Source organism: uncultured Parvibaculum sp. (assembly GCF_963975745.1).
Lineage (GTDB): Bacteria > Pseudomonadota > Alphaproteobacteria > Parvibaculales > Parvibaculaceae > Parvibaculum.
Genome location: NZ_CAXBIB010000001.1, coordinates 162,113 through 180,649 on the forward strand (window position 1 = coordinate 162,113; position 18,537 = coordinate 180,649).

The 18,537-nt window shown below is 65.4% G+C and carries 16 protein-coding genes; 5 read left to right on the top strand and 11 right to left on the bottom strand.

The window, feature by feature from the left end; translation table 11 throughout:
* Positions 1–81: 81 nt before the first annotated feature.
* From hfq to AAC071_RS00785, 3 genes are all read left to right on the top strand, one after another.
* Positions 82–330, top strand: coding sequence for an RNA chaperone Hfq (gene hfq, locus AAC071_RS00775; protein WP_339828811.1), 249 nt, complete (start codon positions 82–84; stop codon positions 328–330).
* Between the two features lie 104 nt (positions 331–434).
* Complete coding sequence (gene hflX / locus AAC071_RS00780) at positions 435–1,760, top strand: GTPase HflX (protein ID WP_339829247.1); 1,326 nt, start codon at positions 435–437, stop codon at positions 1,758–1,760.
* Between the two features lie 8 nt (positions 1,761–1,768).
* Entirely contained in the window at positions 1,769–2,599 is an 831-nt protein-coding gene (locus AAC071_RS00785) for an inositol monophosphatase family protein (RefSeq protein ID WP_339828814.1), read from the top strand.
* A gap of 78 nt (positions 2,600–2,677) precedes the next feature.
* Here AAC071_RS00785 and mazG read toward each other — a convergent pair whose 3' ends face one another.
* From mazG to AAC071_RS00840, 11 genes are all read right to left on the bottom strand, one after another.
* Positions 2,678–3,478: a nucleoside triphosphate pyrophosphohydrolase gene (gene mazG, locus AAC071_RS00790; protein WP_339829249.1), complete on the bottom strand. Its 801-nt coding sequence runs from the start codon at positions 3,476–3,478 to the stop codon at positions 2,678–2,680.
* A gap of 8 nt (positions 3,479–3,486) precedes the next feature.
* Positions 3,487–4,908 (bottom strand): MFS transporter, encoded by a 1,422-nt coding sequence (locus tag AAC071_RS00795; RefSeq protein WP_339828816.1) that lies wholly within the window; start codon positions 4,906–4,908, stop codon positions 3,487–3,489.
* 129 nt (positions 4,909–5,037) lie between these two features.
* On the bottom strand, positions 5,038–5,688 hold the full coding sequence (locus AAC071_RS00800) for an MBL fold metallo-hydrolase (RefSeq protein ID WP_339828818.1): 651 nt from the start codon (positions 5,686–5,688) through the stop codon (positions 5,038–5,040).
* A gap of 96 nt (positions 5,689–5,784) precedes the next feature.
* Entirely contained in the window at positions 5,785–6,561 is a 777-nt protein-coding gene (locus AAC071_RS00805; RefSeq protein ID WP_339828821.1) for a glucose 1-dehydrogenase, read from the bottom strand.
* Positions 6,562–6,617: 56 nt separating this feature from the next.
* On the bottom strand, positions 6,618–6,869 hold the full coding sequence (locus AAC071_RS00810; RefSeq protein ID WP_339828824.1) for an acyl carrier protein: 252 nt from the start codon (positions 6,867–6,869) through the stop codon (positions 6,618–6,620).
* Positions 6,866–8,128, bottom strand: coding sequence for a dihydrolipoamide acetyltransferase family protein (locus tag AAC071_RS00815; RefSeq protein ID WP_339828827.1), 1,263 nt, complete (start codon positions 8,126–8,128; stop codon positions 6,866–6,868). Before AAC071_RS00815 ends, AAC071_RS00810 begins: the two co-directional genes overlap by 4 nt.
* Positions 8,125–9,162, bottom strand: a complete 1,038-nt coding sequence (locus AAC071_RS00820; protein WP_339828829.1) for an alpha-ketoacid dehydrogenase subunit beta — start codon at positions 9,160–9,162, stop codon at positions 8,125–8,127. Before AAC071_RS00820 ends, AAC071_RS00815 begins: the two co-directional genes overlap by 4 nt.
* Complete coding sequence (gene pdhA / locus AAC071_RS00825; protein WP_339828832.1) at positions 9,114–10,109, bottom strand: pyruvate dehydrogenase (acetyl-transferring) E1 component subunit alpha; 996 nt, start codon at positions 10,107–10,109, stop codon at positions 9,114–9,116. The genes AAC071_RS00820 and pdhA overlap by 49 nt, the downstream gene beginning before the upstream one ends.
* Positions 10,106–11,866, bottom strand: a complete 1,761-nt coding sequence (gene acsA / locus AAC071_RS00830; RefSeq protein ID WP_339828835.1) for an acetate--CoA ligase — start codon at positions 11,864–11,866, stop codon at positions 10,106–10,108. The genes pdhA and acsA overlap by 4 nt, the downstream gene beginning before the upstream one ends.
* 664 nt (positions 11,867–12,530) lie before the next feature.
* Positions 12,531–12,875: a DUF6634 family protein gene (locus tag AAC071_RS00835; protein WP_339828839.1), complete on the bottom strand. Its 345-nt coding sequence runs from the start codon at positions 12,873–12,875 to the stop codon at positions 12,531–12,533.
* 413 nt (positions 12,876–13,288) lie between these two features.
* Positions 13,289–13,501, bottom strand: a complete 213-nt coding sequence (locus AAC071_RS00840) for a hypothetical protein (RefSeq protein ID WP_339828842.1) — start codon at positions 13,499–13,501, stop codon at positions 13,289–13,291.
* Between the two features lie 209 nt (positions 13,502–13,710).
* Here AAC071_RS00840 and AAC071_RS00845 point away from each other — a divergent pair, with 209 nt between their 5' ends.
* Both AAC071_RS00845 and AAC071_RS00850 read left to right on the top strand, forming a co-directional pair.
* The gene (locus tag AAC071_RS00845) at positions 13,711–15,267 is read left to right on the top strand and encodes an efflux RND transporter periplasmic adaptor subunit (protein ID WP_339828845.1); all 1,557 of its coding nucleotides are present in this window, start codon (positions 13,711–13,713) and stop codon (positions 15,265–15,267) included.
* Complete coding sequence (locus AAC071_RS00850) at positions 15,264–18,398, top strand: CusA/CzcA family heavy metal efflux RND transporter (protein ID WP_339828848.1); 3,135 nt, start codon at positions 15,264–15,266, stop codon at positions 18,396–18,398. The genes AAC071_RS00845 and AAC071_RS00850 overlap by 4 nt, the downstream gene beginning before the upstream one ends.
* Positions 18,399–18,537: the final 139 nt, after the last annotated feature.

Consider the following 18,537-nt stretch of genomic DNA (forward strand, 5'->3'; position numbering starts at 1 on the left):
ATGCCTCGGCCGGGGTGCCAACAAAAAGCCGGTCCGCGCGGCGAAGGCCCGGCCCCATCGACCGACAAATGGGGTTTACCCATGAACGAGAAGACCCATAACCTCCAGGACACCTTCCTGAACCATGTGCGCAAGCACAAGACGACGCTGACCATCTTCCTGGTCAACGGCGTCAAGCTTCAGGGCGTTGTCACCTGGTTCGACAACTTTTGTGTGTTGCTCCGCCGGGACGGCCATTCGCAGCTCGTGTATAAGCACGCCATATCCACCATCATGCCGGCCCAGCCCGTTCAGCTATTCGAACCCGAAACGAACGGCGAGGAGGCCTGAAGAGACCGCGATTGAACGACGAAACTGAGATCGGCCATGGCGGGCGCAAACGCGCCGAACGCGGTTCCGGCCTGAAGCCGAAGCAACCGACGCGGGCCTTTGTTCTGGTCCCCTGGCTGAAATCCCGCCCCAAAGGCGAGGGCAAGGGCGCTCGCTCGCCGGAATCGCGTCTCGATGAGGCGGTCGGGCTTGCCGCCGCCATTGCGCTCGATGTCGTCGGCAGCGCGGTCGTCCCGCTGGCCAATCCGCGGCCAGCCACCCTGTTCGGCGAGGGCAAGGTCGAGGAACTGAAAGGCCAGTTCGCCGAACTGCGGGTCGAACTCGTCATCGTCGACGGACCGCTCGGTCCCGGTCAGCAGCGCAATCTCGAAAAGGCCTGGAACCTGAAGGTGCTCGACCGCACCGGCCTGATCCTCGAGATCTTCGGCGAGCGCGCCGGCACGCGCGAGGGCACCCTGCAGGTCGAGCTCGCCCACCTCAACTACCAGAAAACCCGACTCGTCCGCAGCTGGACCCACCTCGAGCGCCAGCGCGGCGGCTTCGGCTTTCTCGGCGGCCCCGGCGAAACCCAGATCGAGGCCGACCGCCGCCTGATCCAGGAACGTATCGCCAAGCTCGAGCGCCAGCTCGAAACGGTCAAACGCACCCGCGAACTGCACCGCAAGACCCGCCGCGAGGCGCCTTACCCGGTCGTCGCGCTGGTCGGCTACACCAATGCCGGCAAGTCGACGCTCTTCAACCGGCTGACCGAAGCCGGCGTCTTCGCCGAAAACCTGCTCTTCGCGACCCTCGATCCCACCATGCGCGCATTGCTGCTGCCGAGCGGCCGCAAGATCATCCTGTCCGACACGGTCGGCTTCATTTCCGATCTGCCGACGCATCTGGTCGCCGCCTTCCGTGCCACGCTCGAAGAGGTGCTGGAAGCCGAAGTGATCCTTCATGTTCGCGACGCGGCGCATGAGGAAACCGAACTGCAGAAGAAGGACGTCGAACAGGTGCTGGCCTCGCTCGGCGTGACGAAGGAATCCTCCGCCGCCAGCGGTCAGCATGTCGTCGATGTGTTGAACAAGATCGATCTGCTCGACGAAGCCGGCGCCGCCGCGCTCAACGCGGCTGCCCGCGCGCCGCTCGCGGTCGCTGTGTCGGCGCTGACGGGGCAGGGTGTGCCCCAACTGCTGCAGCTGATCGACAGTCTGATCGTCGACGACGAGCGGATGGTCGCTTTCGACATGCCGGCGGGTGAAGGCGAGGCAATCGCCTGGCTCCATGCCCACGCCCATGTCCGCCAGCGCGAGGATCGCGACGACGGCGTCGTCCGTCTCGAAATCGGCATGACGCCGATCATGACCGGACGCTTCGAAAAGCGCTTTCCGGATCTGGCGCGCCGCCTCGGCGAAGCCGCGATCGACACAATCGAAGCGGCAGAGTAGAGCAGCGAATGTCAACCCTCGCGGATCAGGTGACCGCCTTGATGCGGGAAGTCGCGGCACGCGAAATCATGCCGCGTTTCCGGGCGCTGGCCGAAAGCGACATTGAGGAAAAATCGAAGGGCGATCTGGTGACGGTCGCCGACCGCGCGTCGGAACGCTGGCTGACGCCGCGCCTTGAGGCGCTGGTGTCCGGCTCGCATGTGCTGGGCGAGGAGGCCGCTGCCGCCGATCCGGCGCTGCTTGATCGGCTGGCCGATGACCGGGCACTCTGGACGGTCGACCCGGTCGACGGCACAGGAAATTTCGTTGCCGGCCGCGAGACCTTCGGCGTCATGATCGCGCTGACGGAGAGGGGCGAAACGACCCACGCCTGGATATATCTTCCGGTCACGGATGAAGTCGCTGTGGCCGAGCGCGGCGCCGGCGCCTTCTGGATGGCCGGGGGCTCGACGGCACGCATGGCTTCGGGGCGCGCGGCGCCTGCCGCCGCCGATCAATCGGCAAGTTTCTATGTCCGCTTCATGCCGGACGACTGGAAGGGACCGATCGAGCGGCATGCCGGCGGCATCGGTCGCAAGGAATCCAATCTCTGCTCGGCCTTCGACTACACATCGGTCGCGCGCGGCCGCCACGATTTCGTCACCTATTACCGCATGCTGCCCTGGGATCACGCACCGGGCACGCTGATCCTGCGCGAAGCGGGTGGTGTAGTGCGCGACATCGAAACCGGTCTCGACTATGCGCCCCGCACCTTGAAAGGCCCACATCTCGTAGCGCGCGACGAGGACAGCTGGGAACAGACGGCAGCCCGCATCCGCGCGCTGCGCGCGCATCTCTAAGGCTGTTCCAGGAAAAGTGGAATCCGGTTTTCGGTCCGGAATTCCGCAAGAGCAAGAAGGCTGGAGCGACATCTCGCTCTAACGCCGTTCCTCGCCCTTGGCCTCATCCCACAAGGCGTCCATTTCCTCAAGCGTCGAGTCCTCGGGGCGCCTGCCTGCGGCCGCGAGCTTTTCCTCTATCCGCCCGAACCGCCGTCGGAACTTGGCGTTGGCGCGCCGCAGAGCGGCTTCCGGATCGATCTTCAGATGCCGCGCCAGATTGGCATAGACGAACAACAGGTCGCCCATCTCGTCTTCCAGCCGGTCGGCATCGCCGCCCTTGGCGATTTCTTCCGAAAGCTCCAGCATCTCCTCGTTGAGCTTCTCGATCACCATGCGCGTCTCGGGCCAGTCGAAGCCGACCCGTGCAGCGCGGTTCTGCAACTTGACCGCGCGCGACAGCGCGGGCAGGGCGAGCGGCACGTCGTCGAGAATGCTCGTCGCCCCGCCGCCCTTGGCGGCGCGTTCCTCGGCCTTGATCTCTTCCCAGCGCTCCTTGACGGCGCCGGCCGCCCGCTGCGTTTCGTCGCCGAAGACATGCGGATGCCGCCTGACCATCTTGTCGGAAATGGCCTGCGCCACATCGTCGAAGCCGAACGATCCCTGTTCGGCGGCCATCTGCGCATGGAAAACCACTTGCAGCAGCAGGTCGCCGAGTTCGTCCTTCAGCTCGCCCATGTCGGCGCGCTCGATCGCCTCGGCGACTTCATAGGCCTCCTCGATCGTGTAGCGGGCGATCGAGGCGAAATCCTGTTCGAGGTCCCAGGGGCAGCCGCCATTGGGGTCGCGCAGCCGCGCCATGATCCCGAGAAGCCTGTCGATGGGGCGCGCGCTCAAGATACCGTCTCCTAGTCGCCGCTGCGGTCGACGATGCCGCCGGCCGAGCCGACCTGCACCACGGCGGCCGCCGCATCCGCCGCATCATGCGGCTTGTGCTCGCCCTCGATTTCGCGAATGCGGTCGCGCAGCGCGTTCTGCGCCTTGCGGTCGAGCGGAAAGCCCCACATCACCGCCGCGGCCGCCAGCATGGTGATCGCAGGCAGCGTCACATACATCAGCATGAAATTGTCGAGTGTCTCGGGCGAATTGCCGCCGCCCGGCACGAAGCCGATCAGATCGAGCAGCGGATAGGTGATGCCGACCGCCAGCGCCGCGCCGATCTTGGCCGTCATGGTCAGTAGCGAATAATAAAGCCCCGTCCGCCGCTGGCCGGTTTCGAGATAGTCGGTGTCGATGACATCGGCCATGATCGAACGCAGCAGGAAGGAGCCCGCGCCATAGGCGATGCCGTAAAGCGAGTTACCGATGAACAGCCACCAGAATTCGCCGCGCGGGAAGAAGATCACCAGCGGCAGCGCCACCGCGCCATAGACCATGGCGATTGCCAGCGTCTTGTGCTTGCCGGCCATGTGGCTGAGGCGGATCCAGAACGGAATCCCGACAAAGCCGAAGATGAAATAGATCAGCAGCAGCAGGCTCGCATGCCGCGGCAGCTCCATCACATAGGCCGCGAAGAAGATATAGAGCGACCCGGTGATCGCCGGCGCGATATTGACCAGCAGATCGGCCACCAGCACCCGCTGCAGCAGCCGGTTGCGCGCGATGATGCCCCAGGCCTTCTGCCAGGGGATCTGCGCCTGTGGTGCGCTCTTGAACTCCGGTGCCTGCCAGACCGCGATGCCGACCGTGATCGGCAGCAGGATGAGAATGAACCAGCCCATCGCGGCGACCTTTTCGCGCCCGCCGGCGCCGTCTTCCGACATCCCCTCGATCACCGCCGGCAGCGCCAGCACCGCGAACATGCCGAGGATCAGCAGGAACTCGCGCACGCCCTGGATGGTCGAGCGTTCGTCATACTCGGCCGAAAGCTCGGCGCCCCACGACATGTGCGAAATCGTCAGCAGCGTCCAGCCGATATAGAGCACGAACATCCAGGCCGCGAGATAGACCCAGGTGACAGGCGGCGAGGGCATGAACAGCATGTAGCCCGCCAGCAGCAGGATCGGCGTCGACAGCACGATCCAGTGTCGCCGCCGTCCCCAGCGGCTCGGAAACCGGTCCGACACCATGCCCAGCACCGGGTCGGTGAACACGTCCCAGAAGCGCGCCAGCATGAACACCGTGCCCGCCACGGTGAGGCCGATGCCCATTTCGTGGCCATAGAAGGGCGGCAGATAGACCACGATCGGCAGCCCCAGCGCCGCCATGGGGATCGAGGGCAGGGCGAAGGCGCCGATCTGCCACCGCGTCACCTTTTTCTGTTGCTGCATGCGCTTCCCTTGGCCGCCGGCCAAACCGTTCCGCGTCCTTTGGACGTTCTTGTTGACGAATTGTCAGTCCGGCAAAGGAACCCGATTGCCGTTCATTTGTCTATCGTTTCCGGAGGGGCGGGCCGGGCCTCAGGCGAAATTTTCGTCGCCGACAAAGGGGTTGCTCCGCCGCTCGGCACCGAAGGTCGAAAGCGGCCCATGCCCCGGCACGAAGGTCACATCGTCGCCCAGCGGCCACAGCCGGGCCCGGATCGATTCGATCAGCGCGCCATGATCGCCGCGCGGCAGATCCGTGCGCCCGATCGAGCCCTGGAACAGCACGTCGCCGACCAGCGCCAGCCGCGACGGCGCGTGGAAGAAGATCACATGCCCGGGCGTGTGACCCGGGCAATGGCGCACATCGAAGGTCAGGCCGGCGACCTCCACCGTATCGCCGTTTTCGAGCCAGCGGTCCGGCAGGAAGGCACCGACGGGCGGAAACCCGTATTGCGCCGCCTGGCGCGGCAGCGCCTCGATCAGGAAGAGATCGTCCTTGTGCGGCCCCTCGATCGGCACGCCGAGTTCGCGCGCCAGATCGCCGGCCGCCGCCGCGTGGTCGAGATGGCCATGCGTCAGCAGGATCTTCTCGATGGTAACGCCGGTCTCGGCGGCTGCCGCCTTGATCCGGTCGAGATCGCCGCCGGGATCGCTGACGGCGCCGCGCATGTTTTCGTCGTTCCACACCAGCGTGCAGTTCTGCTGGAACGGCGTCACGGGAAGAATGGCGGCCTTGAGACTCATGGAACAACTCGCAGATTGGCAATATCGATGCCCGCAGGGTAGGGGCAGCGTTTCCTCTTGTCCAACCCGGTCGCGCGACAGGACCGCCGCACGCCGCTACTGCGCGGTATAGCCGCCATCGACGACCGTTTCGGCGCCGGTGACGAACTTGGCCTCGTCGGAAACGAGATAGAGAACCGCATAGGCGACGTCGTCGGGCGCACCCATATGACCGATCGGATGCGCCGCATCGGCCGCCTTGCGTCCTTCCGCCAGATCGCCGAGCGACTTCAGATGGTTCTCGACCATCGGCGTCCAGATATAGGCCGGGTGCACCGAATTGACGCGGATTCCCAGTTTCTCCCGTCCGCAATAAAGTGCGACGGCCTTGCTGTAGGTCGAGACCGCGCCCTTGGAGGCGCAATAGGCGCTGATATCGGCAATGCCGACAAGCCCGGCGATCGACGACAGGTTGACGATCGAACCCGTGCCCGGATTGGCCGCCATCATCGTCCGCATCGCGTGTTTGGTGCCCAGGAACACGCCGTCGAGATTGATCGACATCAGCCAGCGCCAGCTTTCCAGCGTCTGTTCATGCGGCGGGCAGGCGCGAACGACGCCGGCATTGTTGACCAGCGCATCGAGCCGGCCATGCGCGGCGACGGTCTGTTTCATCACCTCTTCCCAGGCGCCTTCGTCGGCGACGTCGTGATGCAGATAGAGCGCATCGCCGCCCGCCTTGCGGATGCTGGCCGCCACCGCTTCGCCTTCGGCATCTTTCAGATCGGTCAGCACGACCCGGGCGCCCTCGCGGGCGAGCAGCCGTGCTGTCGCTTCGCCGAGCCCCATGGCGGCGCCCGTGACCATGCAAACCTTCTTTTCGACGCGTCCCATCTGCTTCTCCCGGGTTCGAGGATGAGGCCGCATCGTGCGATGCGGCGCTGGATTGCTCATGTTGCGGCAGTTCTTTCGGCGAGATAGGCCACCGCGCCGCCCAGCGTGGTGAGCTGGATCGCATCGGCCTCGGGAATTTCCACGCCCAGCCGCTGATGCAGCGCGATCAGCAGATTCATGATGTCCATGGAATCGAGATCCACGGCATCGCGCAGATCGGCCGTGTCCGGCACGCCCGCAAGATCGATATCGGGCGCGATGGACATCAGTTCCTCGATGAAGATCTGGCGTAATTCCTGGTCTGTCACAATGCCTCCGGAACCTGCAGCAGTTTTTCGATTTCGCGCAGAAACAATGCGCCGCGCCGGCCGTCGCTGACGCGGTGATCGGCGGCCAGCGTGGCGCAGACGGCCGGCACCGCATCGACGCCGTTTTCGGTCGCAAGCGGACGCAGCGCCACGGTGCCGAAGCCGACGATCGCGACCTGCGGCGGGTAGATGACGCCATAGACCGTGTCGACGCCGCGCTCGCCGAGGCTGGTGACCGTGATGCCGGCATCGGTGAATTCCGAACTGCGCAGCCTGCCGCTGCGCACGCGCGCCACCAGGTCGCGCGCCCTGGCCATCAGTTCTTCCAGCGACAGCCGGTCGACATCATGCAGCGCCGGCGCGACGAGGCCGCCGCCGCGCATCGCCACCGCCATGCCGACATGGACGGCAGCGGCCGGCGCGAAGGCCTCGTTCTCGTAGCGCCCGTTGAATTCGGGAAACCGCGTCAGCGCCAGCGCTGTGGCCTTGAGCAGCAGCATGCCGATCAGCACCCGCTCTTCGGGCGGACGTTGTGCGTTGATTGCGTCGAGCCAGCCGCTGGCCACGCGCATGTCGATCGTGTGGCTGAGATAGTAATGCGGAATTTCGCGCTTCGACCGCGACATGGCGGCCGCGATCGCCTTGCGCATCTCCTCGACATCGAAGCCGCGCCGCGCCGGTCCCGCCGTGTCGGCGGTCTTTGCCGGGGCGGCCGGGCGCGCGCCGGTCACGTCGTCGCGCACCACCGCGCCGTCGGGGCCCGTGCCCCGGATGCCGGCGAGATCGATGCCGCGTTCGGCCGCAAGCTGCCGTGCCGCCGGCGAAGCCCGGACCCGGCTGGCGACTGCCGCTTCTGCGGCCGGCGCAGCCTTTGCGGCCGGCGCCGGGGTCTTGCGCGGTGCTTCCGGCGCGGCGGGTGTTTCGGCCGCCGGTACAGACGGCTCTTCGGACGGCGTTTCGACGGGCGTTTCGGGTGCCGCTTCGGCGGCAGCTTCGGCCGCTTCGGCTTTCCCGGCAACCCCTGCCGCACCGTCGAGTTCGGCCAGCGGCGCGCCGACGGCAACCGTGTCGCCCGGCGCGGCCAGCAGCCGGGCGATCGTCCCGCTCTCGAAGATCTCGATCTCGATGGCGCCTTTCTGGGTCTCGACCACGGCGACGATGTCGCCGCGGCTGACATGGTCGCCGGGCTTGACGTCCCATTCGACCAGCACGCCGTCATCCATGTCGGCGCCGAGCGAGGGCATCTTGAAAATGCTCACGCGGGCCCTCCCTTTTTACCCAGCGCGGCGCGGGCGGCGGCAACGATGGCGGGCACCTGCGGCAACGCGGCCTCTTCGAGATGCCGCGGGTAGGGGATCGGCACCTCGGCCGCGCAGACCCGGCCCACCGGCGCATCCAGCTCCCAGAAGGCCTCTTCCATGATCTGCGCCGAGATTTCGGCGGCAAGACTGCCGGTCCGCCAGCCCTCATCGACGATCACGGCGCGCCGCGTCTTGCGCACCGACGAAAGGAAGGTCGCGCTGTCGAGCGGCCGCAGCACCCGGAGGTCGACGACTTCGGCCTCGATGCCGTCTTCGGCCAGCAGCGCCGCCGCATCCAGCGTCTTCCACAGGCTGCCGCCATGGCTGATCAGCGTGATGTCGCGGCCTTCGCGGCGGATTGCGGCCGAACGCAGATCGACGGCGGCATTGCGGTCCAGCGGGCCTTTCCGGTTGTAGAGCATCACATGCTCGAAAAGGATCACCGGGTCTGGGTCCTCAAGCGCAGGCGCCAGCATCGAATAGACATCCTGCACGGTCGCCGGCGCCAGCACGCGCAGCCCCGGCACATGCGCATACCAGTTTTCGAGACTGTGCGAATGCTGCGCCGCCAGCTGCCGCCCGGCGCCGGTCGCCATCCGGATCACCACGGGCACGTTGAACTGCCCGCCCGACATGTGCCGCAGCGTGGCCGCGTTGTTGACGATCTGGTCGAGCGCCAGCAGGCTGAAATTGACGGTCATGATCTCGACGATCGGCCGCATCCCGCCCATCGCCGCGCCGATGCCGGCACCGGTGAAGCCCGATTCCGAAAGCGGCGTGTCGCGCACCCGCTCGGGACCGAATGTCTCCAGCAACCCCTTGGTCACCGCATAGGTGCCGCCATAATGGCCGACATCCTCGCCCATGATGAAGACGCGCGAATCCGCCGCCATGGCGTCGTGAATGGCGGCCCCCGCGGCCTCGCGATAGGTGATCTCCTCGCTCACGGCGCGGCCCCCACATGCTCGAGCAATGTCTCGACCGCCTCCCATTCGCTGGCTTCGGCAAAGGCGACCGCCGCCTCGATTTCCTGCGCCACTTCGGCTTCGATCGCATCGACATCGTCCTGATGCAGGATGCCGGCATCGAGCACCCAGCCCTGGAAGCGCACGATCGGGCCTTTCTTCTCCCATTCCCGGACTTCGTCCTTGGAGCGGTAGAGCTGCGGATCGAACATCGAATGGGCGCGGAAGCGATAGGTCCGGCATTCGAGGAAATAGGGCCCGTCGCCGGCCCGCACGGCGGCCACGGCGCGCCGCGCAGCGGCTTCCACCTCGACGATGTTCATGCCGTCGACTGTCTCCGACGGCATGCGATAGCTGGCCGCCTTGGCGTGAATGTCGGTTTCCGATTCCGAGAGATCGAGCCTTGTGCCCATCGCATAGAAATTGTTCTCGCAGACGAACAGCACCGGCAGTTTCCAAAGCGCGGCGAGATTCATGCTTTCGTGAAACTCGCCTTCGGCGGCGGCGCCTTCGCCGAAGAAGCAGGCTGTCACACGCGCCCGGCCCTGCATCCGGTCGGCAAGCGCAAGCCCCACCGCCATCGGCAGGCCGCCGCCGACAATGGCATTGCCGCCGATAAACCGCTTCTCGGCATCGAAGATATGCATCGACCCGCCACGGCCGCCGGAACAGCCGTCGCGCTTGCCATACATTTCCGCCATCACCTGGTTCATCGGCAGGCCGCGCGCCAGCGCATGTCCATGCTCGCGATAGGTGGCCAGAACGGCGTCGTCGTCTTCCAGCGCGTCCATCACGCCGGCCGCAATCGCTTCCTCGCCGATATAGAGATGCAGGAAGCCGCGTATCTTTTCCTGCGTATAGAGTTCGGCACACTTCTCCTCGAACCGGCGAATGCGGATCATCTGCTTCAGCAGGTGCAGGCAATGTGCGCGTGTCAGGCGGGGATGTGGCGCCTCGGCTTTGCCGGCACTCATGCGAATGCCTCCAGTGTCGAGGTATCGCCTTCGGGAAGCCCGAGCTCGCGCGCCTTCAGCAGCCGGCGCATGATCTTGCCGCTGCGCGTCTTGGGCAGGCTGTCGGCGATGGCGATGATGCGCGGTGCGACGGCCGGCCCGAGCCGCTTGCGCGCATGCGCCATGATCTCCTTTTCGAGTTCGGCGCTGGCCTCATGGCCGCGATGAAGCGTCACGAAGGCTTTGACGATTTCGCCGGCCCGTTCGTCGGGCACGCCGATCGCGGCCGCTTCGGCGACGGCAGGATGTTCCACCAGCGCGCTCTCGACCTCGAACGGACCGATGAAATGCCCGGATGATTTGATCATGTCGTCGGCGCGGCCGACGAACCAGAAATAGCCGTCGGCGTCGCGGCTGGCGAGATCCTCTGTCAGATACCAGCCATCGGCGAAACACTTGCGGTAGCGTTCTTCCTCGCCGAGATAGCCGCGGAACATCGACGGCCAGCCGCTGCGCAGCGCCAGTTCGCCGGGTGTGTCGGGGTCGGTGATTTCCCGCACGCCGCCATCCGGCAGACGTTCCACGATCCCGGCCGTGATGCCGGGCAGGGGGCGGCCCATCGATCCGGGCTTGATGTCGCCGCTGGCATAATTGGCCAGCATGATCGCGCCGGTCTCGGTCTGCCACCAATTGTCGTGAAAGGCGCGGCCGAAAACCGCCTGGCTCCACAGCACGGCCTCGGCATTGAGTGGCTCGCCGACGCTGGCCAGAAAGCGCAGCGCCGAGAGATCGTATTTTGCCGCCAGTTCGGCGCCGGCCCGCATCAGCATGCGAATGGCCGTCGGCGCGCTGTACCAGACCGAAACCTTCTGATCCTGCAGGATCTGATACCAGCGCGCGGCATCGAACTCGGCCTCGTCGACGATCATCGTCGTCTGGTTGGTGAGCGGCGCGATGATCCCGTAGGACGTCCCGGTCACCCAGCCGGGATCGGCGGTGCACCAGACGATGTCGTCCGGATGCAGGTCGAGCGCCAGCTTGCCGGAAATGTGATGCGCGAGCACGGCCTGGTGCACATGGATGGCGCCTTTCGGCTTGCCGGTCGTGCCGCTGGTGAAATGCAGCAGTGCCGGGTCCTCCGGCACGGTCGCTGTGATTTCACTTCCGCCGTCCGCCTGCGCCATCAGCGTGTCGAAGGAATGGACGCCCTCCGGCAGCGCTTCGGAAACGGGCCCGACGATAAGCACATGCCGCAGCGCCGGAAGCTCCTGGCGAATGGGCGCGATCTTGCGCTTGTAGAAGGTCTCGGTGGTGACGAGCAGGCGGCAGGCGCCGATCTGCATGCGCGCCTTGACGGGCTCCGGACCGAATGCGGGGAAGAGCGGCGAATAGACGGCGCCGGCCTTCAGCGTTCCCAGCACCGCCGCATAGAGTTCGGGCACGCGGCCCAGCAGCGAAAAGACGCGGTCGCCTTTCTCGATCCCGAGCCGATGGAGCAGGGCGGCGAAGCGGTCGCTCAGCTCCTTGAGTTCCGCATAGCGGATCGGCCGCACCGTCCCGTCTTTGGCGATCCAGCGAATGGCCGTCTTGTCGCCGGCGCCATGCTGCACATGCCGGTCCACGGCTTCATGGGCGATGTTGAGTTTGCCGCCGGGAAGCCCGTCGAGCTCGGCCGCGGCATCCGCCCAGCGAAACCGGTCGCACAGCGCCTGGTAGTCCTCGACATTGGGTGGCCGGTCGGGCGAAGGCGCCTGATGGATGATCGGATGTCCTGCCATGCTGATCCTCCCGCGCGGCGGCGCCGCGATCCGCATGGATGATGGGCGGTTGTCGCGTTGCGATCAACGCGGCATCCAGTCCTGCGACAGCACGTCACTCGGACGGCAACGCCGACGGCTGTCAGGACGAATTGGTCTGGCGCGGCACTGCAGATGAGCCGCGGCAGGGGTGTCGCCGCGTGCCTTGGTCGAAGCCGTCTGGCGTTTCGCATAGAAAGCGAATCTTGCCGGTCTGTAAGTTATTGAAATTTCTGGAGGGGATGTCGCCTGGAATATGAATCTATTCGCACAAAAGTTGAATCCATTGACCTTCCGTTGCGCAGAAAATGAATCAAAGGCTCAGCTACAACGATCGCGGTAGCCGGTCAGGTCAACGTCGAGACACAACCCATTGAATTTCAAGCCTTTCCGGCTTTGGCGGTTTTCGAAACACGGATGGTGCTCGTCTTGCTCAACCGCCACGCCAAAGCATTCAACAGGCTGAGATCAAACGGGTCTCCGGGACATCCTCGCTTCGTTTAGCGGAAGCGACAACGTCAGCATAAAGTGGCGCTGCCATGTCCGCAACGCGGATGACACCTGCCGCGCCACAACGCCCGGCGAGGAACCTTGCCGCCGGAAGCACAATAGTGTGTGGATCGATGGCGAACATTGATACCCCTGGTTACGTGAACCATCGCGCGATCTTGTGGGACGGTGAGCCGAGCCTGTAGTAACGAGAGAATGTCCGCGCCCAGCCGAGATCCGGTGCGAATAGGCACAGATCCGACGTGATGGTTCTGGTTGTCTTGAATGGGGGATGACCGGTGACCTCTCCGGCGAGGACCGTCACACCGCGTTGAGCGAACTCATAGTCGTCAATGAAGGGCGCGGCGTCCAGTTTGGCGGATGATGGTGGAACACCGGCTCGTAGACACTCCAGATCGATGCAAAGTGACTTGAGCCACGCCAGTTCTTCGTTCAGATGTTCAGGACGCTGAACGCCGTCTCGTCCGACATAGATGAGCATATCTGTCCTCCGTGTTTGAGGGCAGGCTATCGGCACGACTAGAACACAACAAGAACAAAGATATGGGCGATATCCCGAGTCGGGGAATACTCCTAGCGAAAACATGAGGGATTACGCCAGTTTTCGAGATCACAAAGCCGGACTTTTTTGTTGAGTGCGGGTCTTACCTAAGCGGAGTGACGTCAACGGACTGCCGCTGCCCCCGGCCAAAGACTGGAGACTGGAATTTTCCAGCTTCAAACGGTCCAGCTTTCGGGGTCTGGTCAATCGCGGCAACGTTCGCCTGAAGCGTGGCCGGGGCGCTCTAATCCTATGACATTTTTGTGTAGCCCGCCGTAAAGATGTCCGTGCTAACCTGATCGCATGAAACGAAGCCTCGGCCGCCCTCGAAACAGGTGTGTCGCCCGCCGCCGTCACTGGCTCGCGGCGCTGCTGGCCTTTGCCGTGCTGTTGACGGGTGTCGCGGCGCCGATGACCGGCCTCAATATGATGATGTCGGCACACATGATGGCCGACAGCGGCACCGCGCCGCCTGCGGCGGATGCCATCACCGGGATGGCGGGGCCGTGCTGCGACGATTGCGATCGTGCCGACACGACAAGCTGCGACAGCTCGGCCCTCTGCATGACCGCTTGCGGCAAGCTGCCGCTTCAACTCGCCGCTGCCTCCGGATTTGTCCCGGCCAGGCATGCAATCAGGGCGGTTCGCGCGCCGGATATCGGCCGGGCCGATCTTTCTCCCTCTCCCTTGCGACGGCCTCCCAAAGCGGTGTGACACGCCGGCGCGCGGCTTTCCCGGCGCGCGTCCATCGTCACATCAGCTTCAGGAGAGTCTTATGGTTCGCTTACCCAAAGCGTCCGCGATCGCCGTGCTTGTAGCGGTTGCGGCGGCGGCCGGCATATGGAGCGTCGCCGGCGCGCAGTCTCAAGCTTATAAATTCGAGGCCGTGTCGGATGAAATATCTGTCGGCGAGGGCGTTCGGATCGAGGTCCGGTTGCTCGATCCCGACGGAAAGCCGGTACCGTCGGAGAACGTCGATGTCGTCTCGACGCGGCTCGATATGGGTCCCGACGGCATGGCGATGATGGATACACCGCTCACGCCGGTTCCCGCCGACAGCGCGGATGTCCTGGCCTTCGAAACGAAGATCGTGATGGCCGGCCGATGGGCGCTCACCATCGAAGTGGAAGTCGACGGTGTTCCGGCGCCCGTCAAGGGCGTCGTCATCTACACGGCCGTCGAGAAAAAAGCCGATGCAACCCCTGCCGCGCCAGCGGCAGGGGACCGAAAGATACGCTATTACCGTAACCCGATGGGCCTGCCCGACATATCGCCGGTGCCGAAGAAGGACTCGATGGGAATGGACTACATTCCCGTTTACGAGGATGAACTGGCGGGCACCGCCGGAACCGTCCGCGTCAGCGTCGAAAAGATGCAGCGCGCCGGCGTAAGGACCGTGGCGGTCGAGCGTCGCGATCTCGTCCGTCGGGTCCGGGGTGCGGGCACCGTGACGGCGGACGAAGCCCGCGTCGCGCTGGTGACCGCGCGTTTCGACGGCTTCGTCGAACGTCTCGATGTCCGCACGACAGGCGGTACGGTGGCGGCGGGCGAGCCGCTTCTGACGGCCTGGATCGAAAGCGACGAATTGCTGCGCAAGCAGGCCGACTATCTCTCGGCGTTGTCGCGCGGCGGCCGCGACATCGAGCGCGCCGCGCAAAACCTCCGCCTCTTCGGCATTTCCGACGCCACCATCGCCGAAATGGCGCGCACGCGCGCGCCGGCGCGGGTGGTGACCTTCGAGGCGCCGCTCGGCGGCACGGTCCTCGAAAAACCCTCGCTCGACGGCATGCGCTTTGCGGCCGGCGATACGCTCTTCCGGATCGCCGACCTGTCGACGCTCTGGGTGATGGCCGAAATCGCCGAACAGGACCTCGCGCTTGTCCGGCCCGGTCAGCACGCGCAATTGTCGATGCCGGCCATGCCCGGCGAAAGGCGCGTGGCGATTGTCGATTTCGTCTATCCCGATATCGACAGGACGACCCGCTCGGGCCGGGTCCGGCTCGTCGTGCCCAATGCGGACGGGCGCCTCAAGCTCGGCCATTTCGTGCGCGTCGAGATCGGAGCGCCGGTCGGCGACGAAGCGGCGCTCGCGGTTCCGGTTGCCTCCGTCATCGACGATGGTGCCCGCCAGATCGTCTTTGTCGCACGCGGCGACGGGCTTTTCGAACCGCGTGACGTTCGGCTCGGCGCTCGCGCCGGCGCCGATGTCGCGATCAAGGAGGGGCTTGCCGCCGGCGAGGAGATCGTCACCTCCGGCATCTTCCTGATCGATGCCGAGAGCAATCTCCAGACCGCGCTTTCGGTCTTCACGACGGAGGCGGCGGCGCCATGATCGCGGGCATCATCGGCTGGTCGGCGCGCAACGGCGTACTGGTGCTGATCGGCACGCTTTTTGCGATCGTCGCCGGCATTTACTCGATCGCGCGCATTCCGCTCGATGCGATACCGGACCTGTCGGACACGCAGGTGATCATCGTCACCGATTATCCCGGCCAGGCGCCGCAGGTTGTCGAGGACCAGGTGACCTTCCCGCTCGCGACCGCGATGCTCAACGTGCCGCGATCCAGTGTTGTGCGCGGCTTTTCCTTCTTCAGCGTTTCCTTCGTCTATATCATTTTCGAGGATGGCACCGATCTCTACTGGGCGCGAAGCCGCGTCCTCGAATATCTGAGCGCGGCATCGGAGCGCCTGCCCGACGGCGTCACGCCGGCACTCGGGCCGGACGCGACCGGTGTCGGTTGGGTCTATCAATATGCGCTGAAATCCTCGGAACTGAACCTTGCCGAACTCCGCTCGCTGCAGGACTGGCAGGTCCGCTTCGCCGTTTCGCGCGCCGAGGGCGTCGCCGAGGTCGCAACGGTGGGCGGCTTCGTCCGGCAATATGCGATCATCGTCGATCCGCTGCTGCTGAAAAGCACAGGGCTGACGCTGGCCGATATCGCCGGCGCGGTGCGGGCCAGCAACATGGATGTCGGCGGCCGCACCATCGAGCTTGCCGAAACCGAATTCATGATCCGTGGCCGCGGCTATCTCGGCGGCATCGAGGATATCGAAAGGATCGTGCTCCGCGCCGAGGGCGGCACGCCGCTGCTGTTGCGCGATGTGGCGCGCGTCGAACTCGCGCCCGACGAGCGGCGCGGCGTCGCCGAAATGGGCGGCGAGGGCGAAGCGGTTTCCGGCATCGCCCTGCAGCGCCATGGCGCCAATGCGCTCGAGGTCATTGAAAACGTCAAGCGCGAGCTGGCGGCGGTTGCGCCGAGCCTGCCCGGCAACACCGAAATCGTCGAGGTTTATGACCGCTCCGAGATCATCCGCCGCGCCATCGACACGCTGGTGCGCACGCTGGTCGAGGAAAGCATCGTCGTGGCGCTGGTCTGCTTCCTCTTTCTCTGGCATGCGCGCAGCGCGCTTGTTGCCGTCGTCACGCTGCCGGTCGGCATTCTGATGGCGCTGGCCGCGACCCATGCGCTCGGGATCCCGTCCAACATCATGAGCCTGGGCGGCATCGCGATCGCGATCGGCGCCATGGTCGATGCGGCGATCGTGATGGTCGAAAACGCCCACAAGCGGCTCGAACATGCGCCGCCCGGCGCCTCGCGCAGCGCTGTCATCATCGCGGCGGCGCAAGAGGTCGGCCCGGCGCTCTTTTTCAGCCTGCTGATCATCACCGTTTCCTTCCTGCCGATCTTCACGCTGGAGGCGCAGGAGGGCCGCCTCTTCAAGCCGCTTGCCGCGACCAAGACCTTCGCCATGGCGGCGGCGGCTCTGCTCTCGATCACGCTGGTGCCGGTGCTGATGACGCTCTTCATCCGTGGCCGGATCGTGCCGGAAGCCCGCAATCCGCTCAACAAGGCGCTGATCTGGCTCTACCGGCCGGTGATCGCGTTGGTGCTGCGCGCCCAGGGCGTCACCATCCTCGCCGCCGTTCTCGTGCTTGCCGTCACGGTGGTGCCGCTCAGCCGCATCGGTTCGGAATTCATGCCGAACCTCAACGAGGGGACGCTCTTCTACATGCCGACGACGCTGCCGGGTCTTTCGGTGACCAAGGCGGCCGAGCTGCTGCAGACGCAGAACCGGATCATCGCCGGTTTTCCCGAGGTCGCCTCGGTCTGGGGCAAGGCGGGCCGCGCCGATACGGCGACCGATCCGGCGCCGATGGAAATGTTCGAGACCATCATCAATCTGAAACCCGAACGCGACTGGCGGCCGGGCATGAATCTCGACAAGCTGATCGCCGAGATGGATGCCGCACTCCAGTTTCCGGGCGTCTCCAACGCCTGGACGATGCCCATCAAGGCCCGCATCGACATGCTATCGACCGGCATCCGCACGCCGGTCGGCGTCAAGATTTTCGGGCCCGACCTCGTCGAACTCGAACGGTTCGCCCGCGAGGTCGAAACCGTCCTGCGCGCCGTTCCCGGCACCTCGTCGGCTTATGCCGAGCGCGTCAATGGCGGTTATTTCCTCGACATCAAGCCCGACCGCGACCGCATCGCCCGCCACGGCCTCTCGATGGAAACGGTGCAGGAGACGATCGCGATGGCGCTGGGCGCCAAGGTCCTCACCACCACGGTCGAGGGCCGCGAGCGCTATGACGTGGTGCTGCGCTATCCGCAATCCGCGCGCGCCGATCCGGAGGCGATCGCGCGCGAGGTTTTCGTCACGACGCCCGCAGGGGCCGCCATTCCGCTCGGCGAGATCGCCGATATCACGCGGGCGCGCGGCCCCACCATGGTGCGCACCGAAAGCGGCCAGCCGGTCGTCTATGTCTTTGTCGATATCCGCGGTCGCGATCTCGGCGGCTATGTCGGCGAGGCGCGGCGCGTGGTTGCCGGCGAAATCGCGCTGCCGCCCGGCTACACGATCGCCTGGAGCGGCCAGTTCGAATATCTGGCGCGCGCCCAGCAGCGCCTTGCCGTCGTCATTCCGGTTACGCTGCTGGTGATTTTCCTCCTCCTCTATCTCAACTTCAAAGGGCTGACCGAAACCTTTATCGTGATGCTGTCGCTGCCCTTCGCGCTGGTCGGCGGCCTCTGGCTGATGGCGGCGCTGGATTTCAACATGAGCGTCGCGGCTGCTGTCGGTTTCATCGCGCTGGCGGGGGTTGCGGCCGAAACCGGCGTCGTGATGCTGCTCTATCTCGACCACGCCCTGCGGGATGCCAGGGCGCTGGCCGCAACCGGGGGCCGGGCCTTCACCCGCGCCGACCTCAACGGCGCGATCATGGAGGGTGCCGTCGGGCGCGTGCGGCCGAAAATGATGACCGTCATCACCATTATGGCGGGCCTGCTGCCGATCCTCTGGGCCACCGGCACCGGCGCCGAGGTGATGCAGCGCATCGCCGTGCCGATGATCGGCGGCATGGTGTCGTCCACCATCCTCACGCTGGTGGTGATCCCGGCGATCTATGCCATCGTCCACGGTATGAGGTTGCCCGATGACAACGCCGGAGGCGGCGGCTGAGCGCGAGTGAAAGCACCTCGATCGACCGCGCCCACCTCCACGCTTGGACAAGGGGCTCGACGATACGCCGCCCGACCGAGGACGCAAAATTAGAATTTTCCAGCTTCAAACGGTCCAGTTTCCGGGGAGCAGGTTATCG